The 22,172-nt window shown below is 46.0% G+C and carries 25 protein-coding genes and 1 riboswitch; of the genes, 21 read left to right on the plus strand and 4 right to left on the minus strand.

Translation table 11 applies throughout. The annotated features are described in order from the left end of the window. Window positions 1-38 precede the first annotated feature (38 nt). Window positions 39-413, plus strand: a complete 375-nt coding sequence (gene ribT, locus OQ477_RS03530; RefSeq protein ID WP_003153373.1) for a GNAT family N-acetyltransferase RibT — start codon at window positions 39-41, stop codon at window positions 411-413. A gap of 65 nt (window positions 414-478) precedes the next feature. Here ribT and OQ477_RS03535 read toward each other — a convergent pair whose 3' ends face one another. Continuing rightward, complete coding sequence (locus OQ477_RS03535) at window positions 479-1,000, minus strand: DUF309 domain-containing protein (protein ID WP_265971405.1); 522 nt, start codon at window positions 998-1,000, stop codon at window positions 479-481. An 87-nt stretch (window positions 1,001-1,087) separates the two neighbouring features. After that, entirely contained in the window at window positions 1,088-1,177 is a 90-nt protein-coding gene (locus tag OQ477_RS03540; RefSeq protein ID WP_003153376.1) for a YjcZ family sporulation protein, read from the minus strand. A gap of 207 nt (window positions 1,178-1,384) precedes the next feature. Here OQ477_RS03540 and OQ477_RS03545 point away from each other — a divergent pair, with 207 nt between their 5' ends. The 14 genes from OQ477_RS03545 (at window position 1,385) to OQ477_RS03610 (ending at window position 14,348) form a co-directional block, all read left to right on the plus strand. Next, the gene (locus OQ477_RS03545) at window positions 1,385-2,140 is read left to right on the plus strand and encodes a segregation/condensation protein A (RefSeq protein ID WP_007409427.1); all 756 of its coding nucleotides are present in this window, start codon (window positions 1,385-1,387) and stop codon (window positions 2,138-2,140) included. After that, a complete protein-coding gene (gene scpB / locus OQ477_RS03550; RefSeq protein ID WP_007409428.1) occupies window positions 2,130-2,723 on the plus strand; it encodes an SMC-Scp complex subunit ScpB in 594 nt (197 codons plus the stop codon). Before OQ477_RS03545 ends, scpB begins: the two co-directional genes overlap by 11 nt. Window positions 2,724-2,812: 89 nt before the next feature. After that, window positions 2,813-3,298, plus strand: a complete 486-nt coding sequence (locus tag OQ477_RS03555) for a DUF3907 family protein (protein WP_061582100.1) — start codon at window positions 2,813-2,815, stop codon at window positions 3,296-3,298. A gap of 112 nt (window positions 3,299-3,410) precedes the next feature. Beyond that, window positions 3,411-4,562, plus strand: coding sequence for a D-alanyl-D-alanine carboxypeptidase family protein (locus OQ477_RS03560; protein WP_265971406.1), 1,152 nt, complete (start codon window positions 3,411-3,413; stop codon window positions 4,560-4,562). Continuing rightward, window positions 4,550-5,140 (plus strand): nucleoside recognition domain-containing protein, encoded by a 591-nt coding sequence (locus tag OQ477_RS03565; RefSeq protein ID WP_003153385.1) that lies wholly within the window; start codon window positions 4,550-4,552, stop codon window positions 5,138-5,140. Before OQ477_RS03560 ends, OQ477_RS03565 begins: the two co-directional genes overlap by 13 nt. A gap of 4 nt (window positions 5,141-5,144) precedes the next feature. Next, window positions 5,145-5,681 (plus strand): spore maturation protein SpmB, encoded by a 537-nt coding sequence (gene spmB / locus OQ477_RS03570; RefSeq protein ID WP_015240119.1) that lies wholly within the window; start codon window positions 5,145-5,147, stop codon window positions 5,679-5,681. 93 nt (window positions 5,682-5,774) lie between these two features. Continuing rightward, a complete protein-coding gene (gene rluB, locus OQ477_RS03575; protein WP_007612296.1) occupies window positions 5,775-6,509 on the plus strand; it encodes a 23S rRNA pseudouridine(2605) synthase RluB in 735 nt (244 codons plus the stop codon). Between the two features lie 84 nt (window positions 6,510-6,593). Continuing rightward, complete coding sequence (gene resA / locus OQ477_RS03580) at window positions 6,594-7,133, plus strand: thiol-disulfide oxidoreductase ResA (protein ID WP_014418277.1); 540 nt, start codon at window positions 6,594-6,596, stop codon at window positions 7,131-7,133. Beyond that, window positions 7,130-8,758, plus strand: coding sequence for a cytochrome c biogenesis protein ResB (gene resB / locus OQ477_RS03585; RefSeq protein ID WP_003153393.1), 1,629 nt, complete (start codon window positions 7,130-7,132; stop codon window positions 8,756-8,758). Before resA ends, resB begins: the two co-directional genes overlap by 4 nt. Window positions 8,759-8,776: 18 nt before the next feature. Beyond that, entirely contained in the window at window positions 8,777-9,952 is a 1,176-nt protein-coding gene (gene ccsB, locus OQ477_RS03590) for a c-type cytochrome biogenesis protein CcsB (protein ID WP_007409434.1), read from the plus strand. 81 nt (window positions 9,953-10,033) lie between these two features. Beyond that, entirely contained in the window at window positions 10,034-10,756 is a 723-nt protein-coding gene (resD, locus tag OQ477_RS03595) for a DNA-binding response regulator ResD (protein WP_265971410.1), read from the plus strand. Continuing rightward, window positions 10,753-12,534 carry an ATP-binding protein gene (locus OQ477_RS03600; protein ID WP_007409435.1) on the plus strand — a complete coding sequence of 594 codons (1,782 nt, stop codon included), beginning with the start codon at window positions 10,753-10,755 and terminating at the stop codon, window positions 12,532-12,534. Before resD ends, OQ477_RS03600 begins: the two co-directional genes overlap by 4 nt. 190 nt (window positions 12,535-12,724) lie before the next feature. Continuing rightward, window positions 12,725-13,309, plus strand: a complete 585-nt coding sequence (gene sigX / locus OQ477_RS03605) for an RNA polymerase sigma factor SigX (RefSeq protein ID WP_003153399.1) — start codon at window positions 12,725-12,727, stop codon at window positions 13,307-13,309. Next, complete coding sequence (locus OQ477_RS03610) at window positions 13,284-14,348, plus strand: hypothetical protein (protein WP_032873235.1); 1,065 nt, start codon at window positions 13,284-13,286, stop codon at window positions 14,346-14,348. Before sigX ends, OQ477_RS03610 begins: the two co-directional genes overlap by 26 nt. A gap of 45 nt (window positions 14,349-14,393) precedes the next feature. Here OQ477_RS03610 and serA read toward each other — a convergent pair whose 3' ends face one another. After that, window positions 14,394-15,971 carry a phosphoglycerate dehydrogenase gene (serA, locus tag OQ477_RS03615; RefSeq protein WP_007409437.1) on the minus strand — a complete coding sequence of 526 codons (1,578 nt, stop codon included), beginning with the start codon at window positions 15,969-15,971 and terminating at the stop codon, window positions 14,394-14,396. A 204-nt stretch (window positions 15,972-16,175) separates the two neighbouring features. Beyond that, window positions 16,176-16,310: riboswitch (FMN riboswitch) on the plus strand. Window positions 16,311-16,457: 147 nt separating this feature from the next. Between serA and OQ477_RS03620 the strand changes: the two genes are divergently transcribed. Beyond that, window positions 16,458-17,030: an ECF transporter S component gene (locus OQ477_RS03620; RefSeq protein WP_003153402.1), complete on the plus strand. Its 573-nt coding sequence runs from the start codon at window positions 16,458-16,460 to the stop codon at window positions 17,028-17,030. 136 nt (window positions 17,031-17,166) lie between these two features. On the opposite strand, the gene OQ477_RS03625 is transcribed toward OQ477_RS03620, so the two are convergent. Then, window positions 17,167-17,415 carry a ferredoxin gene (locus OQ477_RS03625; protein ID WP_003153403.1) on the minus strand — a complete coding sequence of 83 codons (249 nt, stop codon included), beginning with the start codon at window positions 17,413-17,415 and terminating at the stop codon, window positions 17,167-17,169. A 268-nt stretch (window positions 17,416-17,683) separates the two neighbouring features. Between OQ477_RS03625 and OQ477_RS03630 the strand changes: the two genes are divergently transcribed. From OQ477_RS03630 to OQ477_RS03650, 5 genes are all read left to right on the plus strand, one after another. Then, window positions 17,684-18,742, plus strand: a complete 1,059-nt coding sequence (locus tag OQ477_RS03630) for a helix-turn-helix domain-containing protein (protein WP_165409621.1) — start codon at window positions 17,684-17,686, stop codon at window positions 18,740-18,742. After that, window positions 18,735-20,225 (plus strand): RecQ family ATP-dependent DNA helicase, encoded by a 1,491-nt coding sequence (locus tag OQ477_RS03635; RefSeq protein WP_265971411.1) that lies wholly within the window; start codon window positions 18,735-18,737, stop codon window positions 20,223-20,225. Before OQ477_RS03630 ends, OQ477_RS03635 begins: the two co-directional genes overlap by 8 nt. A gap of 14 nt (window positions 20,226-20,239) precedes the next feature. Beyond that, the gene (locus OQ477_RS03640; RefSeq protein WP_079891835.1) at window positions 20,240-20,827 is read left to right on the plus strand and encodes a CPBP family intramembrane glutamic endopeptidase; all 588 of its coding nucleotides are present in this window, start codon (window positions 20,240-20,242) and stop codon (window positions 20,825-20,827) included. Beyond that, on the plus strand, window positions 20,805-21,575 hold the full coding sequence (locus OQ477_RS03645) for a LysM peptidoglycan-binding domain-containing protein (protein ID WP_265971413.1): 771 nt from the start codon (window positions 20,805-20,807) through the stop codon (window positions 21,573-21,575). Before OQ477_RS03640 ends, OQ477_RS03645 begins: the two co-directional genes overlap by 23 nt. 68 nt (window positions 21,576-21,643) lie before the next feature. Continuing rightward, the gene (locus tag OQ477_RS03650; protein WP_007409443.1) at window positions 21,644-22,102 is read left to right on the plus strand and encodes a YpbF family protein; all 459 of its coding nucleotides are present in this window, start codon (window positions 21,644-21,646) and stop codon (window positions 22,100-22,102) included. Window positions 22,103-22,172: the final 70 nt, after the last annotated feature.

Below are 22,172 nucleotides of genomic sequence, written 5' to 3' on the forward strand. Positions count from 1 at the left end.
AGGACATGAATGGACATTTTGGATATAGAGGGGTTTTTATGTTAATTCGTTATAAAAAATCGTTTGAAAAGATTGCGATGGGTCTTCTGTCATTTATGCCGAATGAAAAAGATCTCAAGCAGCTTCAGCAGACAATAAAGGACTATGAAACGGATACTGGCCGCCAGCTCTTTCTTTGGAAAGAGGATGAAGATATCGTCGGAGCGATCGGAGTCGAAAAAAAGGACTCAGAAGTTGAAATCCGGCATATCAGCGTGAATCCTTCTCACCGCCATCAAGGAATCGGAAAGCAAATGATGGACGCCTTAAAACGTCTGTTCAAAACGGAGGCACTCGTTCCGAATGAATTAACGCAAAGCTTTTTTGAACGCTGTCAACATCAAAAAGATCAGGATATCTCATATAATAACTGACAAATGCTCCCGGAATCTTCACGGTTTCGGGAGCTGTTTTGATATAGAAAAAGCAGGGCTGACCGTCAGCCTCTGCTTTTTTTTCTTCTCTCAATTTCCCGTTCGCGTTCCTTAATGACATCCGTCCTGTCCCGCAGGCGGTGTTTATGAATAAGAAAGGTATCTGATACGCCGTCTTGCCCCCATGTATAGCCCTTTCGGCGGCATTCGGCAAGACATGCTTCTTTCAGGGCTTCATCTGTAATCGGCAGCATAACACTTTTATAAGGCAGGCCCGCTTCTATATCGTCTGCCAGCGTTTCTATCAGCTCAATCAGCTTCGGATGGCTGAGACCGAGAGAACAGACCGCCTGCTTTTCAGACCGGAGAATACGTAAGCTGTTGGCAATCAGCCGTTTCGCCCCGGCTTCATTTCCCCTGCGCTGGTGATACAGAGCGACGGCAAGCTGAATCAGGCCGACCCAATGAATGCTCCGCTTTTCAGCCGTGCTTTCTTTCCAATATTCCTCTAACAGTTCATGACACTCAAAATAATCTCTTGATGCGTGAAATTCGGCCAAAAAGCCGATATAAGCTTTAGGATACAAGCCGCTTCCTCCTTTTATGCTAAAACCAGTGTACCACAGCGCTATGAAAAGGAAAAAAGAGCGGCTTGGTGCCTGAAGCCTGAGGAACTAGCAGATGTAAGATGCTCCTACGACAACGAGCAAAATAAACAGAACAACAATTAATGCAAAACCTCCGCCGAAACAAGCTCCGCTCATGTGAAATCAGCCTCCCTTTGTTTCAAGTTTACACGGCTATCATATGTGCATCCGCCTTTAAAGGTATAGGCGTATATCTTCTTTTTCAGTATTTTCTAAATAACGGAGGACGTGTATAAAAGTATTGGACGAGAGCATTTCGGTGGATTATACTAAAGGGTAGCCAGTTTTTCCGGCAATGAGAGTGATATTGAAAATGGTGAGATAATGGTAGAATATCAAGTGAAAATTGATACGTTTGAAGGCCCATTGGACCTGCTGCTTCATCTGATTAACCGTCTTGAAATCGACATATACGACATACCCGTGGCAACCATTACTGAACAATATTTATTATATGTACATACAATGCAAGAGCTTGAACTTGATGTCGCCAGTGAATATCTGGTCATGGCGGCGACGCTTCTCAGCATTAAAAGCAGAATGCTGCTTCCGAAACAAGAGGAAGAGCTGTTTGAAGACGAAATGCTTGAAGAAGAAGACCCTCGGGACGAGCTGATTGAAAAGCTGATTGAGTATAGAAAGTATAAAACCGCTGCGAAGGATTTAAAAGAGCGGGAAGAAGAAAGACAAAAGTCATTTACAAAGCCGCCGAGTGATTTAAGTGAGTATGCAAAAGAAATCAAACAGACCGAGCAGAAACTGTCGGTGACCGTTTATGACATGATCGGCGCGTTTCAAAAGGTGCTTCAGCGTAAAAAAATCACGCGGCCGAAAGAAACGACCATTACAAGACAGGAAATACCGATTGAAGACAGAATGAACGAAATCGTAAAAAGCTTAAAAACGGCGGGGAGAAGAATAAACTTCACAGAGCTTTTTCCTTCTCGGCAAAAGGACCATCTCGTCGTGACGTTTTTAGCAGTCCTGGAACTGATGAAAAATCAGCAGATTATCATTGAACAGGAAGAAAACTTTTCAGATATATACATTACGGGGAGTGAATCCATTCATGGCGCTTGATATCGTGAATTGGAAAGCGATTGTGGAAGCCTTGCTGTATGCGGCGGGTGATGAAGGGCTGACCAAAAAGCAATTGGTGACGGTGCTTGAAATAGAAGAAGCGGAACTGGCCGGAATCATGGAAGAAGTGGCCGCTCAGTACAAGGAAGACGACAGAGGCATCGAGCTTACCGAATATGCGGATACGTATATGCTTGGAACGAAAAAAGAATTCGTGCCTTATTTGAAAAAACTAATCGAAGTGCCGTCAAAAGGGCTGTCACAGGCTTCTTTGGAAGTGCTGGCGATCGTTTCGTACAAGCAGCCGATCACACGGGCGGAAATTGAAGATATCCGGGGCGTGAAGTCTGAACGGATTCTGCACAGCCTCGTGTCAAAAGCGCTGCTGTGTGAGGTGGGCCGCGCCGACGGTCCCGGCCGGGCGATTTTATACGGCACGACACCGGTATTTCTTGAACAATTCGGCTTAAAAACATTGGAGGAGCTCCCGCCGCTTCCTGAAAATGCGGAGGAAGACGTTCTCCAGGAGGAAGCCGATTTATTCTTTGAAAACTTCAACCAAACTTTTGAGGATATTAAATAATAATCGTTTTTCATCATACGATAGTAGGGAAAGGCCATTGATGAATGACGCAAATGACGACGTACAAGAGAGGAAGGAAACGGACGGAAATGGGAAATTCGATTGTGAGGGCCCATACTGAAGAAACTGGTGAATTTTTAGCCGAGGTTGTCACGATGGTCAGCAGCTATTTAAATCATATAACATTGCCGGAGATGCGGGCTCAAGGAGAGGCGGATGAGGCATACTGCCGCGACGTGCTCAGTGTGCTGAGGAGGATGACCGTCTTTTGCGAAGGCGCCCAGGAAGCCTGCAGGCGGCTTTTAATGCAGGAGCCGTTTCATGAGGTGAGAGCGGAAAAAACGCTGTATAAAGTGTATCATCAGTGCGTGGAAGAGTTTTTCATGCCGAAAAAGGATACATGGTACGAAAACAGCCGCGCCGCTTATACAGGCCAAAGCGCGATTGAATTCTACCAGCAAGTGCCGGACTCGCTGCGGAGCCTTCTGCTTTCGCTCAGCAGTGAATTTCTGCGCATGCGGGAAGAATTAGCGCAATATGAAGCATCAGGCTCAAATATGGCATCAGTCAGATAAAAACTCTTCCTTTTGGGAGAGTTTTTTTATGTGAAAGTGACGCAATTGGTATTCATAAGTCATGGACATGCGCATAAACTTGTACAAACCCACAACAAGGACGTGAGCATTCATGCGCTTTTTCAAAAAAGCTGCCGTATTTCTTTTGACTTTTGTTATTCTTTTTTCCATTACAGACGGCAATACGGCACATGCCCAAATACATGTCAGCGCAAAAAGCGCGATTATAATCGACGGAGCATCTGGCAGGGTGTTATTCGCCAAGGATGAACATCATAAGCGGCGGATTGCAAGCATTACGAAAATCATGACGGCGGTGCTGGCGATTGAATCAGGGAAGATGGAAGAGACCGTGACGGTTTCCCCGAATGCCGTAAAAACGGAAGGCTCAGCCATTTATCTTCAGCCGGGACAAAAAGTGAAGCTGAAAGATCTCGTATACGGGCTTATGCTGAGATCAGGAAATGACGCCGCTGCAGCAATAGCGGAATATGTCGGCGGAAGCCTTGACGGTTTTGTATTTATGATGAACAAAAAAGCCGAGCAAATCGGGATGGAAAATACAAAATTTCAAAATCCGCACGGACTGGACGACCATGAAAATTTATATTCAACGGCGTATGACATGGCGCTTTTGACTAAATACGCGATGAAAATCAAGGAATACCGGACCGTTTCAGGCACAAAAGTGTATAAGGCGGAAACGATGGACCGGGTATGGAAAAATAAAAACAAGCTTCTCACAGGGCTCTACCGTTACAGCACAGGCGGAAAAACGGGTTACACAAAAATCGCGAAACGGACGCTCGTCTCGACGGCCTCAAAAGACGGTACGGATCTCATCGCGGTCACCATAAATGATCCGGATGACTGGGATGACCATATGAATATGTTTAATTATGTCTTTGATCACTATAAAACCTATGTCGTCGCTAAAAAAGGCGGCATTCCGAAGCTGAAAAAGACGTTTTACGGAAAGCGCGTTTTTATTGCCCGGGATGTCAAATATTTGTTAAAAGAGGATGAAATCGACGATGTAAAAATCAGCACAACCTTAATAAAACCGAAAAAAGCCTGGAAAAAGGACGCCTCTCTCATTCCTGATGTCGTCGGCCGGATGACTGTTATGCATGATGGGAAAGTGATCGCCAAGATCCCCGTCTATTATGAAAATGAGCGCCATAAAAAACCGAAAAAGCATTTCATTGAGACGTTTACGAGCCTGTTTATGAGCGCGGCGGGCGGTTCGTCATGGTCAATTTAATCTGGGTATGTCTGACGGTAATCGGACTTGTCTTTGCGATGTTTAACGGTACCTTGCAGGATGTGAATGAAGCCGTTTTTAAAGGAGCGAAAGAAGCGGTTACGATCTCGTTCGGATTAATGAGCGTTCTCGTGTTCTGGCTCGGCCTGATGAAAATAGCCGAGCAGTCCGGCCTTTTGGATATATTCAGCAGAATGTGCCGCCCGTTTATTTCTAAGCTGTTTCCCGATATTCCCCCTGATCATCCGGCGATGGGATACATCTTATCAAATCTCATGGCAAACTTTTTCGGACTGGGAAATGCGGCGACACCGCTCGGCATTAAAGCCATGGAGCAGATGAAAAAGCTGAATGGAGGTAAGTCTGAGGCCAGCCGTTCCATGATTACCTTTTTGGCGGTAAATACTTCGAGTATTACATTGATACCGACAACCGTCATTGCCGTGCGCATGGCTTACTCGGCGAAATCACCGACCGATATCGTCGGGCCGACCATCTTAGCGACTTTAATTTCGGGAATCGGCGCGATTTTCATTGACCGCTACTTCTGGTACCGCCGCAAAAGAAAAGGGAGGTAAGCGAATGGAAATGGTGAATTGGCTGTCTTTAGCCATGATTCCGATTATTATCGCCGGTATATTGATATACGGCACGATCAAAAAAGTGCCGACGTATGAATCATTCGTTGAAGGCGGAAAAGAAGGAATTGAGATTGCGTTTTCCATCATTCCGTATTTGGTCGGGATGCTGGTGGCGATTACCGTATTCCGGGCCTCGGGCGCGCTGGATTTTGTCATGGGGCTGTGCAAGCCTTTCTTTACAGCGATCGGCATTCCCGCAGAAGTCGTGCCGCTTGCTCTGATCCGCCCGATTTCGGGGACGGCGGCGCTCGGCATGACGACAGATCTGATCGCCGTGTACGGGCCTGATTCATTTATCGGCAGGCTGGCTTCGGTCATGCAGGGATCGACTGACACGACGCTGTATGTCCTGACGGTGTATTTCGGGGCGGTCGGCATCAAAAAAATGGGGGATGCTTTAAAGGTTGGTCTTCTTGCTGATTTGATCGGGGTGGTTGCATCAATCATCATAGTTACGTTATTATTTGGAAGCGCCTGAAATCAGGCGCTTTTTATATATCAGAATAACTCTCCCTGAAAAAGCTTGTTTGTTCAAGGGGAAAAAAGTAAGATTATACTTGAGGTGAACGACATGGAAAGACTGCAAAAAGTTATTGCTCATGCCGGCGTGGCATCACGCAGAAAGGCGGAAGAGCTGATAAAAGAAGGAAAAGTAAAGGTGAATGGAAAAGTAATAACAGAGCTCGGCGTAAAAGTGACCGGTTCTGATCAGATTGAAGTAAACGGATTAAAGGTGGAGCGGGAAGAACCCGTATACTTTCTGCTTTATAAACCGAGAGGAGTGATCTCAGCAGCTGATGACGACAAAGGGCGGAAAGTGGTGACCGACTTTTTCAAAGAAGTGCCGCAGCGCATTTATCCGATCGGCAGGCTTGATTATGATACGAGCGGACTTTTATTGCTGACAAATGACGGCGAGTTTGCCAACAAACTCATGCATCCGAAATACGAAATTGATAAGACATACGTCGCCAAAGTGAAGGGGATTCCTTCCAAGGAACTTCTGAGAAAGCTTGAGCGCGGCATTCAGCTTGAAGAAGGCAAGACGGCGCCGGCCAGAGCGAAAATGCTTTCCCTGGACAAAAGAAAGCAGACGAGCATCATTCAGCTGACGATTCATGAAGGCCGGAACAGACAGGTCCGCCGCATGTTCGAGGCGATCGGTCATGACGTGCTGAAACTAAAACGTGAAGAATACGCATTTTTAGATTTAAGAGGCCTGCGCACAGGAGACGCAAGAGAATTGTCGCCGCATGAGGTGAAAAGGCTGCGGGCTTTAGCTGAACACGGTAAAAACGCTTTCTAATTTTCACATAACCTTCAAAAATTACAAAACGTGTTGATGATATAATTGAATGGATTTGCAGGCAGGGGAGGGGAGCAGTGTACAATGAACAAAAAACGGCGGCGTTTATTCATTCGGACCGGCATCCTTCTCATCTTACTCTGCGCGCTCGGATATACCATCTATAATGCCGTATACACAAACGGAGAGCGTATATCTGAGGGGTCCAAAGCCCCGAATTTCGCGCTGAAAGATACAGAGGGCAGACTCATAGAACTGAGTCAGTTAAAAGGAAAAGGTGTTTTTCTGAATTTCTGGGGAACGTGGTGCGAGCCGTGCAAGCAGGAATTTCCCTACATGGAGAATCAATACAAGCATTTTAAAGACCTCGGTGTCGAGGTGGTTGCGGTAAATGTCGGCGAATCAAAAATTGCAGTACATAATTTTATGAAAACATACGGCGTCAATTTCCCGGTTGCGCTCGATACTGACCGGCAAGTGCTGGACGCGTACGGCGTATCACCTATTCCGACGACATTTTTGATCAATCCCGACGGAAACGTCGTGAAAGTGGTGACCGGCACGATGACAGAACGCATGGTTCATGACTATATGAATTTAATTAAGCCGGAGGCGTCTTCATGAAAAAGGTCAAATGTGAATGCGGGCACGTGAATCCAGCCGGGACGGTTTTGTGCGAGTCGTGCGGGAAGCCGCTTGATGATCAAAAATCGCCGCTTGCCGATATGCGGTACGACGGCAGCGCAAGACGTTCGCAAACATATAACAAAACAATCGTAGATAAGGTATGGAACTTCTTTTCTTCCGTAAAAGTCGGAATATGGCTGATCGTCATTACTCTGGCGGCGTCTGCTTTCGGCACGGTTTTTCCGCAGGAAGCTTATCTGCCGCCGGGCGCCCAGCCGGATACATATTATGAACAGCAGTACGGCATAATCGGTCAACTGTATTATCTGCTGGGATTTCATCACCTGTACGGCTCATGGTGGTATATGCTCCTGATCGCATCCATTGGCATATCACTGGTCATCTGCAGCCTGGATCGGGTGATTCCTTTGTACAGGGCACTGAAAAATCAAGGAGTTCGGCGGAATCCGGTCTTTTTGAAGAGGCAGCGTCTATACAGCCGGACAGAAACCGAGCTGAGCGGGGATGCGGCTGATAGCCTCAGAACACGATTGAAAAAAAAGCATTATAGAGTGCGAGAACAAGAGGGAAGCATTCTGGCGGAAAAAGGCCGTTTTTCAAGGTGGGGGCCCTACGTCAATCATATCGGCCTGATCATTTTTCTGATCGGAGCCATGCTGAGATTTGTACCCGGTATGTATGTCGATGAAACGCTCTGGGTCCGTGAAGGCGAAACCGCCCAGATCCCCGGCACTGACGGCAAGTATTACTTAAAAAACAACCGGTTCACGATGCAGACATATAACAAAGACACTGAGAAAAAAGTATTCGCCGACGCCATTGACAGAGCCGGAAACGGCAAAGTCGCCAAATCCTTCACAACGGACGCGGTTTTGTACAAGAGGGAAGGCGACATTGTATTCGGTGAAAAGCCGAAGCTTAAAAGAGTCAAAGAAAACAATATCCGCGTCAATGAACCGCTGCGCTTTGACTCCTATTCTGTGTATCAGGTGGACTATAAAGAAAACCAGCTCGATCAGATGGTATTTCAGCTGATCGACCAAAAAACAAAACAGTCATTCGGCAAACTGAAGATCAATCTTCTTGATCCCGACACGGACTATGATCTTGGTAACGGTTACAAAGTGCAGATCGCCAGTTATCTTCCTGATTTTTATTTTAACAAGGACGGAGAACCGAGCACGAAAACGAAGGTTCCTAACAATCCGGCTTTTGTCTTTAAAATCACGGCTCCTGACAAGCCGAAAGGGGAGAAAAGTTTTGTTGCGATTCAGCAGACTGTTGAAGGTTCCGAAAGTAACAAGTACAAATTAAAATTCGACCATGTGGAAACGAAAAACATTACAGGACTCACCGTCAGAAAAGACTTAACCTTATGGGTGCTTGCCGTCGGCGGCGCGATCTTTATGATCGGCGTCATTCAAGGAATGTACTGGCAGCACAGAAGGATCTGGATCAAAACAGGTGATCATGAAGTGCTTGTGGCGGGACATACGAACAAAAACTGGTTCGGTCTGAAAAAAGATATCGAATTTGTTCTTAGCGGGACCGGGATTCAAGAGCCGGCCGATCAAAAAGAATTGGCCAAAAATCAGGCCTAGTGAAAAAGGAGTGGTGTCATGGCGGAGCTGAGCGCAAATTTTCTTTATGCTGCCTTTTTGATTTATTTAATTGCCGTCCCGGTTTTCGGCGGCGCCATCCGGGGAACAAAAGGTGCTAAGGACGGTAAGGGCCGCTGGTCGGCTATCGGAATCACGTTAACCATTTTCGGATTTCTTTGTCATCTCGGCTACTTCATTGCGAGATGGTCGGCAAGCGGACATGCGCCTGTCAGCAATATGTTTGAATTTACGACGTCATTCGGCATGATGCTTGTTCTCGCTTTTATTATTATTTACTTTATTTACAGACTGCCTTCATTAGGCATGTTCACATTGTCTATCGCGCTTTTGCTTATCGCATATGCAAGCATGTTTCCGACAGACATCACGCCGCTTATTCCGTCACTGCAGAGCAATTGGCTGTACATTCACGTCACGACGGCGGCGCTCGGGCAGGCGATTCTTGCGATCAGTTTTGTAGCCGGCGTCATTTTCCTGTTAAAGCATGTCGACCAATCCAGACCGGGCAAAAAAACGTTCTGGCTTGAAGTCATCATGTTTATACTCGTGACGACCGTGGCATTTATCGCCGTCACGTCGGCATTCCGGCTGGCGGACTACAAAGCTGAATTTAATTGGGTGGATAAAAAAGAAGCCAAAAGCGTCATGATATATGATATGCCTGCGCTTGTCGGCCCGCATGAGGGAGAACTGCTTACGGAAGGCGCAATGAAGCCGCTTATTGAGCTTCCGGCCATTTTTTCAGGCAGAAAGGTCAATACGGTGATCTGGTCGTTTGGCGCAGGTCTCGTTTTATACGGTGCGCTCAGGCTGATATTCAGAAAGAGAATCAGCGCTCTTATCAGCCCGCTCGTCAAAAATGTGAATCTGGACTTGGTCGATGAAGTCGGCTACCGCGCTGTTTCCATCGGTTTTCCGGTATTCACACTCGGCGCGCTTGTGTTTGCGATGATTTGGGCGCAGCTTGCATGGACGCGTTTTTGGGGCTGGGACCCGAAGGAAGTATGGGCGCTGATCACCTTTTTATTTTACGCAGCGTATTTGCACTTGCGGCTGTCAAGAGGCTGGCATGGCGAAAAGTCCGCGTGGCTTGCCGTCATCGGCTTCGCCATTATTATGTTTAACTTAATTTTTGTGAATCTCGTGCTTGCCGGACTTCATTCGTACGCATAGATGCAAAAAGCCGATACAGTTCTCAAGCTGCCGCACAGTTTGTTAAAATGAAAGTAACAGAAGGAAAGCAGGGGGAAAACGATGGATCAAACAAATGAAACTAAAATATTAGTAGTAGATGATGAAGCCAGAATTCGACGCCTTTTAAGAATGTACCTTGAACGGGAAAGCTATGTGATTGAAGAAGCGGAAAACGGCGACGAGGCCATTAAAATGGGGCTGGCATCAGATTATGATCTGGTGCTCTTGGATTTAATGATGCCGGGAACGGACGGAATCGAAGTATGCCGGCAGCTCAGAGAAAAAAAAGCGACGCCGATTATCATGCTGACGGCAAAAGGGGAAGAAGCCAACCGCGTCCAGGGGTTTGAAGCGGGTACGGACGATTATATCGTCAAGCCTTTCAGCCCGAGAGAAGTGGTGCTTCGGGTAAAGGCGCTTTTAAGAAGGGCTTCCCAAACATCTTATCTGACAGCCAATACCCCGACAAAAAATGTGCTCGTCTTTTCGCATCTATCCATTGATCACGATGCTCACAGGGTGACTGCGGACGGCACGGAGGTGAGCCTGACGCCGAAGGAATATGAACTGCTGTACTTCCTGGCGAAAACACCGGACAAAGTGTACGACAGGGAAAAGCTTTTAAAAGAAGTGTGGCAGTATGAATTTTTCGGAGACCTCAGAACGGTGGACACCCATGTCAAACGGCTCCGTGAAAAATTAAATAAAGTATCCCCGGGAGCGGCGAAAAAAATCGTCACCGTATGGGGAGTCGGATACAAATTTGAGGTAGGCGCTGAATGAAGTTTTGGAAAAGCGTAGTAGGAAAGCTTTGGTTTACCATTCTTTCACTCGTGTTAATTGTTCTATTTATTTTAACGGTGCTGCTTCTGGAATTTATAGAAAATTACCACGTTGAAGAAGCGGAAAAAGATTTAACGCAGCTTGCCGATAAAATTGCGGTCATAATAGAAAATCATGAAGACCAGCCGCTTGCCAGATCCATCACGTGGGAACTGGCGGACAATTTAACGAGCATCGCGATCATTCAGGATGATAAGCATGTCTGGTATTCGCCCAATGACGATAATCATTTATCCTCTATTACATTAGAGCAGATCAAACATGACCGGGATCTGCACAAGGCGCTGACAGACCGCAAAAAAGTAAGCAAACGTGCGGTCCCCAACAATGCCGGTTCGGATAACGAACGGCTGATCGTCGGAGTGCCGTATGAAAAAGACGGCAAAAAAGGCATGGTCTTTTTATCCCAATCGCTGCTTGCCGTCAAAGATACGACGAAACATACGACACGCTATATTTTTCTTGCGGCGGGCATTGCCATCGTCTTGACAACGTTTTTCGCGTTCTTTTTATCCAGCAGGGTGACATATCCCCTTCGGAAAATGCGGGAAGGCGCCCAAGACTTGGCGAAAGGAAAGTTTGATACAAAAATTCCGATTCTGACCCAAGATGAAATCGGGGAACTGGCCATTGCCTTTAATCAGATGGGACGGCAGCTCAATTTTCATATTAACGCGCTGAATCAGGAAAAAGAACAGCTGTCCAATATTTTAAGCAGTATGGCAGACGGAGTCATCACCATAAATATTGACGGCACCATTTTGGTGACCAACCCGCCGGCCGAACGTTTTCTGCAGGCATGGTATTATGAGCAGAACATGAACATTAAAGAAGGAGACAACCTTCCCCCTGAAGCAAAAGAGCTATTTCAAAATGCAGTGAACACAGAAAAAGAGCAAATGATTGAAATGACGCTTCAAGGAAGGTCATGGGTTTTATTGATGTCGCCTCTTTATGCGGAATCACACGTCCGCGGTGCCGTGGCCGTGCTCCGTGATATGACCGAAGAGCGCAGGCTCGATAAATTGCGTGAAGACTTCATTGCCAATGTCAGTCATGAGCTCAGAACTCCGATTTCTATGCTACAGGGATACAGTGAAGCAATAGTGGACGACATTGCAAGCACCGAAGAGGAGAAAAAAGAAATCGCGCAGATCATTTATGATGAATCTCTTCGCATGGGCCGGCTCGTCAATGATTTGCTGGATTTGGCCAGAATGGAATCCGGACATACGGGCCTGCACTATGAAACGGTAAACCTGCATGAATTTCTGGAGAAGATCTCCCGCAAATTTTCCGGGGTAGCGAAGGAAAAAGGCGTTTCGCTCACAGAAGACATCTCGGTGTCTCAGCCGGAGTGTGTCTTTGACGAAGATAAAATGGAACAGGTGTTTACCAACCTTATAGATAATGCGCTGCGCCACACGGAGTCAGGCGGAAGCGTTCATATCGCGGCTCAGACCGTAAAAGACGGACTGAAAATCGATATCAAAGATTCCGGCTCTGGAATACCGGAAGAAGACCTGCCTTTTATTTTTGAACGTTTTTATAAAGCGGACAAAGCAAGAACAAGAGGCAGGGCGGGGACCGGACTCGGACTCGCCATCGTAAAAAATATCGTGGAAGCCCACGGCGGCTCAATTGCGGTTCACAGCAGCATCGACAAAGGGACGACGTTTACATTTTATATTCCGACAAAAGTGCAGGATGACGTCTGAAATTGACGAACAATCTTGTTCCATACGAAACACCCGCATGTTCTGCGGGTGTTTTTTATTTGTTTCTCCTTTAAAAATTTAAGAATATGTTAATATAAATTCCCTTCCAAATTCCAGTTTCTCGTAATATAGTTGTAATGTAACTTTTCAACGCATTTTTACGACAAAAAAGTGAACGGAGGGGTTTCCCATGGAAGAAACCTTTCAGATATTATATGATGCATACCATCAAGATTTATATCAATTTTTATTTTATATGGTAAAAGATAAGTCGCAGGCTGAAGATTTGACGCAGGAAGTGTATATCCGCGTCTTGAATTCCTATCATACATTTGAAGGAAGAAGCAGTGAAAAAACATGGCTGTTATCCATCGCACGCCATGTGGCGATTGACTGGTTCCGCAAGCAGCAGACGATCAGACAGCGTATTATGGGTACGTTTGATTGGGATACACAAGATGTCAGAGATCAGCATTTGCTTCCGGACGAACTCGCCGTACAGCATGAAAACGTCCGGGAAATTTATACCGCGCTTGATCATTGCACCATTGATCAAAGAGCTGTTATTATCTTGAGATTTATTCAGGGATATTCCATTCAGGAAACAGCCGCCGCTCTCCGCTTCTCGGAAAGCAAAGTCAAAACGACCCAACACAGAGGGCTCAAAATACTTCGGAAACAGATGGAGCTTTTGAGGGAGGAGCTAATGGATGATGAAGTCATATTGGAACGAAGAAAGAGTAGAGGAGTTGTTAAGACAACTTCCGGCGGTTAGAGATCATCGTTCACCCGAGGCCATTTACCGGAATATTGAAACAGGTAAACCGTACAGGAAAAAACCGGCCCGAAGCTGGATCGGCCCCGCCGCAGCCGGCGTCTGCGCATTGTGCATCGCTCTGATTATATCTCCTCACCTGATGACAAACAAATCTTCCGGTGATCTTACCGCTGACAGCCGCCAGACTGAAAAAGCCAGTCAGTCAGCTTCTGTCAAGCCGCCGGATCAGAAGACGTTCGTCGTCTCAAACCAAAACAAAAACAATTACATTACTTTGGCATTTGCCGATTCAGAAACATCTGCCGTCATTCCGGTCAGTTTTGAAAAAAAGAAGCCGGATGAATCGGTTTCAGAGGCTTTATCCGAAGCGGAAAACCTAGAAGTGCCCGAATCCTTCCTGTCTGTGCCGAACCTTTTGGACGGTGTGCAGGTAACGGCGGATAAGAAGGACTTGCTTGTGCAGGTAAACGGACGGTTCTCTATCGAATCAGTTGCCGATGCTGACTTATTGAAAAAGATGCTGAAAGAGACTTTGACATGGAGTCCTTACGAGCGGATTAAATTGAAAAAGGTTCAAAACGGAGCCGGACAGGATTTTTATAAATCTTACGGCATTTCCGCTGAGATGTCCGTACATAAACAGACAAACCGGGCGTATTTTTCTTACAGCGACAGTCTGGGACAAGAGTATCTCATCCCGTCTGAACAAACCTATTATTCAGTATATCAGGCTATTGACGGGATGAAGACAACAGACGGAGGCTCACAGACCGCGAGCATTATAGAAGCAGATGCGATTGCATCGGTATCGGAAAGGGAAGACGGTGAGCAGCTGCGGATTCAATTGTCCGAAAAACATACGGTTGAAGATTCGCTGGAAGGGATTTTAATGATCGAAGGGCTTCTGTTAACTGCGAAGGAATTCGGTTATTCTGAGGTGCTGTTCACACATGCGCATACAAAGAAAATCGGTAATTATGATGTGACAAAACCTATCGCTGTGCCTGCCGCGCCTAATCCGCTTCCAAGCCATTAAACGTAAAAAACCCAAAACATATGAATGTTTTGGGTTTTTTGTTGGTTACGGAAGGTCAATCAGTTTAACGGAAACAATATCCTGAATTGAAGTCAGCTCATTGACGACTTTATCATCTAAATGTTTATCAAAAGAAAGCATCATAATGGCTTCTCCGCCTTTTTCTTTACGGCCTACCTGCATGGTAGCGATATTGATATCGTTATCGCCGAGGATGCGTCCTACGCGTCCGATTACACCAGTCGTATCCTGGTGCTGGATATAAACGAGGTGGCCGGCAGGATTTAAGTCAATATTAAAGCCGTTCAGTTCAACGATTCGTTCACCGAAGTGAGGGATATACGTAGCCGTTAACGTAAATGTGCTCCGGTCTCCGGTTACTTTTACGCTGATGCAGTTATCATATCCTGATTCATTGGAGGAAATCTTCTCGCTGAAGCTGATTCCGCGTTCTTTTGCTACACCGCCGGCGTTCACTTCATTGACCGTTGAGTCTACACGCGGTTTTAAGAAACCGGACAGCAGGCTTTTTGTAATAAATGATGTTTCAAGTTTGGCGATGGTGCCTTCATATTGAATCGCAACATCTTTGACGGGTTCCTTCATACATTGTGATACGAGACTTCCGATTTTATCAGCAATTTGGTGATAAGGCTGGATTTTTTTGAATTCATCTTTCGTCATCGCAGGCAGGTTGATCGCTGACATGACAGGCAGACCTTTTGCAAACTGCAGCACTTCTTCAGAAACCTGTGCCGCGACATTCAGCTGTGCTTCTTTCGTTGAAGCGCCTAAGTGAGGTGTGGCGATCACCAGCGGATGGTCGGGAAGCTTTGATTCAACTGGCGGTTCCACTTCAAACACGTCAAGGGCAGCGCCTGCGACATGGCCGCTTTCCAGCGCTTCCAAAAGCGCCGCTTCATCAATAATACCGCCTCTTGCGCAGTTGATAAGACGGACGCCTTTTTTCGTTTTGGCAATGGTTTCTCTGTTAAGCAGTCCTTTTGTTTCCTTTGTTAAAGGCGTGTGGACGGTAATGATATCCGCGCTTTCAAGCACTTCTTCGAATGTCCGGCTGTTTACGCCGATTTTGCCGGCTCTCTCTTCGGTTAAGAAAGGATCGAATACATGAACCGTCATACCGAACGCTCTGGCGCGCTGGGCAATCTCGCTTCCGATCCGGCCCAGACCGACAATGCCTAAAGTCTTTCCGTAGAGCTCCGCCCCGACAAAAGCCGTCCGGTTCCATTCTCTAGATTTTACTGAGATATTGGCTTGCGGAATGTGTCTCATTAATGAAGAAATCATCGCGAATGTATGCTCTGCCGTTGAAATGGTGTTTCCATTCGGCGCGTTTATCACGATAACCCCATGTTTTGTGGCCTCATCAATGTCGATGTTGTCTACGCCGACACCGGCTCTGCCGACGATTTTTAAAGAGGTCATTTTTTTAAACAATTCTTCGGTTACTTTCGTGGCACTGCGGACTAACAGGGCATCAAAGGTATGTAATTCATCTTCTGCATCCGCGACGTTTTTTTGAACAATTTCTATAAAGTCTGATTCCATCAGCGGCTTTAAGCCGTCATTGCTCATCTTATCTGAGACCAAAACTCGAAACATTGTTAGATTTCCTCCTAGTTTAGCTGACTAAATATCTGATAATTTATCATATTCTCAATAGAGTGTCAATGTGTATTGACGCAGTAAAGGAGAAAAGGAAACCGCTGAATCAGCTTAAATTGGGCTTCCAATATTTTATTTAAATTTGAGCAGTTCTCTATACAATTGCAATTTGATCATATATAATGTGAATAAATTCATAAGATCAATCTTCGGGGCAGGGTGAAATTCCCTACCGGCGGTGATGAGCATCATGCTCTAAGCCCGCGAGCTGCTTCGGCGGCAGGATCCGGTGAGATTCCGGAGCCGACAGTACAGTCTGGATGGGAGAAGATGGAGGTTCAGCAGACGTTTTGATGCTTATATCAAACGTTTCTTTGCCAAGCCTTAGTAAGCTCCCGCTTTTTAACAAAAGCGGTTTTTTTATTGGGGCGCAAAAGAACCTTTCCTCTTTTCGAGAGATTTGATCGAAAAGGAGAGAGCATTGTGAAAGTAAAAAAATTAGTTGTCATCAGTATGCTTAGCAGTATTGCTTTTGTGCTTATGCTGTTAAATTTCCCGTTTCCGGGTCTGCCGGATTATTTGAAAATTGATTTCAGTGACGTTCCTGCAATTATCGCCATTTTGGTTTACGGGCCTGCGGCGGGAATTGCGGTTGAAGCGATTAAAAATATTCTGCAGTATATCATTCAAGGAAGCATGGCCGGCGTGCCTGTCGGGCAGGCAGCCAATTTTATCGCGGGAACGCTGTTTATTCTGCCGACGGCGTTTATGTTTAAAAAGCTCAATTCTGCAAAAGGTCTTGCGGTGAGCCTGCTGGCCGGAACCGCGGCGATGACCGTGCTGATGAGTATTTTGAACTATATTCTTATCCTGCCCGCGTATACTTGGTTTTTACATTCACCGGCACTGTCAAACAGCCAGTTGAAAACGGCGGTTGTGGCAGGAATTCTGCCGTTTAACATTGTAAAAGGCATTATCATCACCATCGTCTTTACGTTCATCTTTACGAAGCTGAAACCTTGGATTGAACAAAAACGCAGCATCCAAACACAATAAGGATTGAAAGCGTCCGCTCTGTGAAAACAGCCGGACGCTTTTTTGTTTGTGCTGATCGGCAAAAAATAAGACTCCGGCCGATAACAGCCGGAGTCTTATTCAGGACGAAAAAGCTCCTCTCACGGGGAGGGCTTTTTTATTCGTATTTCAGCGGGTCGCCTTCGAACGGTTCATCCGCAACTTTGATTGAATCAGTAGGGCATCCTTCAAATGCGTCAATCATATCTTCTTCCAGAACTTCCGGAACTTCGACGACGCCTTTATTTTCGTCAAGCGTAACGAACGCAATGCCTTCATCATCATAATCATAAATGTCTGGTGCCGCAGCTCCGCAGGCGCCGCATGCAATACACGTATCTTTATCTACAATTGTGTACTTTGCCATGAATAAAACCTCCCAGATTGTTCGTGTTGGAACAAATGGTTTACCTTATATATTTTTAAATATAACACCTATTCCTCTTACTTATTGTAATGATGTTAGTGTCAAATTTCAACAGAAAAATGATTGAGAATGCTTATCACATAAGGGATTCTCTTTAGCACTTCCCCCTAAAAGATGACTTTAAACGTCAAATTTATATGAAAATCTGTTAAAATAAAAAGAACCAAAAAACGAAACTTGTCACAGAAGAAATGTAGGTGTGTTTAGATTGGCGATAAACTACTTTGATACCGTGGTTCTCGACTGTCTGGACAAAATAGACGGCGAACGGACTCCGAGTGCTGTGTTTCATTTATTAAAAGGAAAAAAGTCGTCTCAAACCATTCAGGATGCCGGCTTATTTCAGATCGCTAAATATTTCGGCATGGCTTCACAGTGTGAACGCGGTGATATTGCGGCTTCTTTGCATAAACTCACCGAGAACTCATACATCACAGCCGGAAAAGAAGAGGGAACGTGGAAAGTGACTGCGCGCGGCGTTCAAAGGCTTGAACGGGCGTTTGCCGAGCGGCCTTGGCCGAAGCACTGCCACGGCGCGAATTATCAAACGCCTGCCGTCACCCTGTGGAGGCGGCTTTCCCTGCTCATTCAAGTCCTGTCAAACAAAGAGCATCAATGCAGTCAATATATCCCGGTTACCAACGATGTACAGACGCTGAGATGGGTCAAACGGTTCATGCGGAAAAACAGAGATGCTAAAGAGCTATCCGTCCAAATGCATGACGCGCTGTTTCAGCTTCTGCAAGGCGTAAGTGAACGGCAGGCGCTTATTTTTGTCTATTCTTTAACTTCATTCAACAGAATCGGCAAAACGAATAAGCAGCTTGCTCTCCAGCTGAACGAAGATGAATGGTATGTGTCCGTCCAGTTTTGGGGAGCGGTACATTATGTTATTCAATCGCTTCCGCAATGTGCATATCCCGCTCTGCGCGAGCTGTTGTCCGATCTGCAGGCGGAAAGCGCGCTGACACAGTCTGCCAGAAAAACCTTTGAGCTGTTGGAAAAAGGGTTTCCGATTGAACGGATCGCCGCGGTCAGAAATTTAAAAACCGCCACAATCGAAGATCATATCGTAGAAATATCATTGCATCAGCCTGCATTTTTTATAGAACAGTATCTTTCTGAAGAGGAACAGCGTATGATAACGGCATTTGCAAAACAGCATCAAACGAATAAAATTAAACGGATTCGCGAAGGAATGCAGATGCGCTTCAGCTATTTTCAGATCAGGCTGGCGCTGGCAAAGACGGTGAATCAGCATGACTGAGCTGCATAAAGCTTTATCCAAGTATTTTGGTTTGCATTCCTTTAAAAAAGGGCAGGAAGAGATTATGACTAGCGTGCTCCAAAAAAAGGATACGATCGCCATGCTTCCGACCGGCGGGGGAAAATCATTATGCTATCAGCTCCCGGGTTACATGATGGACGGGCTGGTGCTGATTATTTCGCCGCTTCTATCATTAATGGAAGATCAGGTGCAGCAGCTGAAAGCGAAAGGAGAAAAGCGGGTTGCTGCATTAAACAGCATGCTGAATTCCGCAGAGCGGCATTTTATTCTCAGCAACATCAGCAGGTATAAATTTCTCTATATGTCTCCTGAAGCCCTTTCTTCACCTTATGTACTGAACCGTTTGAAAAACGTTCCGGTCAGTTTATTTGTTATTGATGAGGCTCATTGCATATCAGAATGGGGACATGATTTCAGGCCTGATTACTCGAAGCTCGGGCCTTTCAGGCAGGCACTCGGAAAGCCGCCTGTATTGGCGCTGACCGCAACAGCGACAAAAGAAACACTCAGAGACGTGACGGATGTGCTCGGACTTGAGCATGCGGTGCGTCATCTTTATTCAGTCAACCGGCCGAATATTCTCCTGGCGGCAGAACATTTGGCGGATAATGCCGAGAAAATAAGCAGGCTCACGGAGCTTGCCGAAAAGCTTGAAGGCCCGGGTATCATATATTGTCCGACCAGGAAATGGGCGGAAGAGCTTGCGGCTGAGCTGAATGAAAAAACGGGAAAGCGGACGGATTATTATCACGGCGGAATGGATACAGGGGACAGAATCTTGATCCAGCAGCAATTTATCCATAACCAGCTTGATTGCATCTGCTGTACCAATGCGTTCGGCATGGGTGTGGATAAGTCAGATATCCGCTTTGTCATTCACTTTTATCCTCCCCAAACGGCTGAGGCCTTTATGCAGGAAATCGGCAGAGCGGGACGCGACGGCAGCCCGAGTGTCAGTATTTTGCTGAGGACGCCCGGCGATACCGAGCTTCAGCAGCAGATTATTCAGACAGAAAGCCTGTCTGATTATGACCTGGAAGGCATTCTGGCCGTCATACGGGATGCCGGTACGGGTGATGAGCGAAAGCTTCGGGACGTTCTGATCAACAAGGGCGTCCAGGAAACACAGGCGAGAACGGCCGTCCATCTGTATCTGCAAGGAAAAACAACAAAAGAGCAGCTGCAGGAAGAACTGACATACCGCGTGGAAAAGAAGCTGCGTAAAATGAATCGTTTTTCGGCGTTATTAGAGCGGAAAGAATGTATAAGAGAAGCGCTGCTGTCTTATTTTGATGAATCGTATGAGCCTGAAGGTCAAACCGGACAATGCTGCAGCAGCTGCGGACTTGATCTGGCTCCGTACGAGCAAAAAGGAGAACGTAAAAACATGGAACGGTTTGAAGATTGGAAGCTGGAATTAGGCCGGATTTTCGGTTCAGAGTCTGCGGGTGAGTTCAGCTGAGACGGCAAAGCGAATTGATCCGGCAGCTCTCAGACCGGGAGATTGTGATGCAGCTGTATGCCACCCAATTGCTCATATTGGCGGTTTCAGCTGTTATCGGCTTTTTCTTTTTTACCGACATTCACGATTTTTTAAAGCTGTGGCATATACGTGACGATAATATCATATGGTACGGTGTAACTCTTGCTGTCCTTGTCATTATTGCCGATCTTGCGGTGATGAAATGGTGTCCTTCGCATTTATATGATGACGGCGGCATTAATGTATTGCTTTTTAAGAACAGGCCGGTTTTGCACATTTTGTTTTTGACGCTTCTCATTTCGTTCAGCGAAGAGATTTTGTTCAGAGGCGTTCTGCAGACACATATCGGCTTATGGGCCGCCAGCTTCATTTTTACCGTGCTTCATTTCAGATACTTGGCGAAGTGGCTTCTGTTTATGATGGTTGCGGGCATCAGTCTTTTGCTGGGGCTTATCTATGAATGGACCGGCAATTTATTCGTTCCGGTTACAGCGCATTTTATTATTGATGCGGTATTTGCCTGTCAGATCCGTTTTCAATATGTTAGGAGGGGTTTGCATGACGGAAATGTCAAGAGTTGAAAGAAGAAAAGCTCAGCTGCGTGCCGAGCAGCAGGTTGCCGCGGCCGCGGATGAACAAATTGAATATCTTGAAGACAGCCTCCCGACAAGACAATCTGTAAAAGAGGAGCGTAAAAAAAAGGAAGAGCAGGTGAAGGAAAAAACCAAAACAAAAACGCCGCTGTTCACTTTTCTGACCGTCCTGTTCATTATCGTAACAATCGGTGTCTTTTTCGGTCTTCTTTATATGACGAACAGCAGCAGATTTGACCCGAAGGACTATGAAGATGTCTTCATAGACCACAGTGAAAGCGCGCCTGCCGTTATTCCGAAAGGCGCTCAGAAAGAAACGTCAGAAACCGCTCTTTTAGAACAACCGAAAAAAAAGTCTGACGACAAAGATAAGAAAGAAGCGGCTGCACCTGAAAAAACGAAAGAAAAACCAAGTGAAAAAACACCTGAAAAAACGGAAACGCCCTCAGAAAAACAAGTAAAGCCGACAGACACCGAATACGCGGAGACAAAACAGCAGTCTCCGCCGGCTGTCCGTGAAAAAGCGGCTCCGGCTGCCGCGAGTGATCAAGCCGGGACTGTCCCGAAAAATGTGCGGACCGTACAGCATACTGTACAGCCGAAAGAAACACTTTACCGCATTTCAATGAAATATTATAAAAGCCGGGCGGGCGAAGAAAAAATCCGCAGCTACAACGGATTAAACGGAAACGACGTGTACACCGGCCAGGTTCTGAACATTCCGCTGTCTGATTAAAATAAATGCATGTTTTCACCGCGTTTTTCATATAGTGTACCAATGAAAACGGACAAGGTGTGAAGCGCATGGATTCTTTATGGAAGCAATTAGACCGATTTGCTGACGGACCGACGAAACAAATGCTTCAGGCGCTGGTGAAACGGAAATTAAAATACGAAAATTATGCCGCACAATGCCGAAGATGGCAGTGGGCGTCCCTCGTTTGTTTTTCCCTGATGTGCATACTGCTGATGTTTAAAAGCTTTAATGCCCCCCAAGCCTCTCCGCAGCTGATTCTGCAGGAAATATTAGGCCATACGGTTTACTTGTGCTGGATTATGGCTTCCGCTTTTGCGTATTGCACTTCTTATTATTTTAAAAAAAAGGAAGAAAAAGCTGAGGGTGAATTTCATAAACTGAGATGTGAAATTATCCAAAAAAGCACGGATTTATGGCCCCAGCCTGAAAAATGGAGGGCGAGAGAATCTGTTTTTCACTTGATGAAACATCGGTATGATATCAATCTTTATTTTGAAAGCAAATAAAATGAGGCGTTTTCCGGAAAGGATAGAAACGTCTTTTTTTGTTTGTCCGTCTAATGTAAGACAATGACAG

It is taken from the genome of Bacillus sp. ChL18 (genome assembly GCF_026241425.1).
Lineage (GTDB): Bacteria > Bacillota > Bacilli > Bacillales > Bacillaceae > Bacillus > Bacillus velezensis.

What these genes read in the sequence shown, in the direction of transcription:
- OQ477_RS03635 (WP_265971411.1), top strand. Translation starts at nt 18,735, where the DNA reads ATGACTGAGCTGCATAAAGCTTTATCCAAGTATTTTGGTTTGCATTCC.
- OQ477_RS03645 (WP_265971413.1), top strand. Translation starts at nt 20,805, where the DNA reads ATGACGGAAATGTCAAGAGTTGAAAGAAGAAAAGCTCAGCTGCGTGCC.
- resA (WP_014418277.1), top strand. Translation starts at nt 6,594, where the DNA reads ATGAACAAAAAACGGCGGCGTTTATTCATTCGGACCGGCATCCTTCTC.
- ccsB (WP_007409434.1), top strand. Translation starts at nt 8,777, where the DNA reads ATGGCGGAGCTGAGCGCAAATTTTCTTTATGCTGCCTTTTTGATTTAT.
- serA (WP_007409437.1), bottom strand. Translation starts at nt 15,971, where the DNA reads ATGTTTCGAGTTTTGGTCTCAGATAAGATGAGCAATGACGGCTTAAAG.
- scpB (WP_007409428.1), top strand. Translation starts at nt 2,130, where the DNA reads ATGGCGCTTGATATCGTGAATTGGAAAGCGATTGTGGAAGCCTTGCTG.
- OQ477_RS03600 (WP_007409435.1), top strand. Translation starts at nt 10,753, where the DNA reads ATGAAGTTTTGGAAAAGCGTAGTAGGAAAGCTTTGGTTTACCATTCTT.
- sigX (WP_003153399.1), top strand. Translation starts at nt 12,725, where the DNA reads ATGGAAGAAACCTTTCAGATATTATATGATGCATACCATCAAGATTTA.
- OQ477_RS03545 (WP_007409427.1), top strand. Translation starts at nt 1,385, where the DNA reads ATGGTAGAATATCAAGTGAAAATTGATACGTTTGAAGGCCCATTGGAC.
- resD (WP_265971410.1), top strand. Translation starts at nt 10,034, where the DNA reads ATGGATCAAACAAATGAAACTAAAATATTAGTAGTAGATGATGAAGCC.
- ribT (WP_003153373.1), top strand. Translation starts at nt 39, where the DNA reads ATGTTAATTCGTTATAAAAAATCGTTTGAAAAGATTGCGATGGGTCTT.
- resB (WP_003153393.1), top strand. Translation starts at nt 7,130, where the DNA reads ATGAAAAAGGTCAAATGTGAATGCGGGCACGTGAATCCAGCCGGGACG.
- rluB (WP_007612296.1), top strand. Translation starts at nt 5,775, where the DNA reads ATGGAAAGACTGCAAAAAGTTATTGCTCATGCCGGCGTGGCATCACGC.
- OQ477_RS03650 (WP_007409443.1), top strand. Translation starts at nt 21,644, where the DNA reads ATGGATTCTTTATGGAAGCAATTAGACCGATTTGCTGACGGACCGACG.
- OQ477_RS03565 (WP_003153385.1), top strand. Translation starts at nt 4,550, where the DNA reads ATGGTCAATTTAATCTGGGTATGTCTGACGGTAATCGGACTTGTCTTT.
- OQ477_RS03625 (WP_003153403.1), bottom strand. Translation starts at nt 17,415, where the DNA reads ATGGCAAAGTACACAATTGTAGATAAAGATACGTGTATTGCATGCGGC.
- OQ477_RS03555 (WP_061582100.1), top strand. Translation starts at nt 2,813, where the DNA reads ATGGGAAATTCGATTGTGAGGGCCCATACTGAAGAAACTGGTGAATTT.
- spmB (WP_015240119.1), top strand. Translation starts at nt 5,145, where the DNA reads ATGGAAATGGTGAATTGGCTGTCTTTAGCCATGATTCCGATTATTATC.
- OQ477_RS03540 (WP_003153376.1), bottom strand. Translation starts at nt 1,177, where the DNA reads ATGAGCGGAGCTTGTTTCGGCGGAGGTTTTGCATTAATTGTTGTTCTG.
- OQ477_RS03560 (WP_265971406.1), top strand. Translation starts at nt 3,411, where the DNA reads ATGCGCTTTTTCAAAAAAGCTGCCGTATTTCTTTTGACTTTTGTTATT.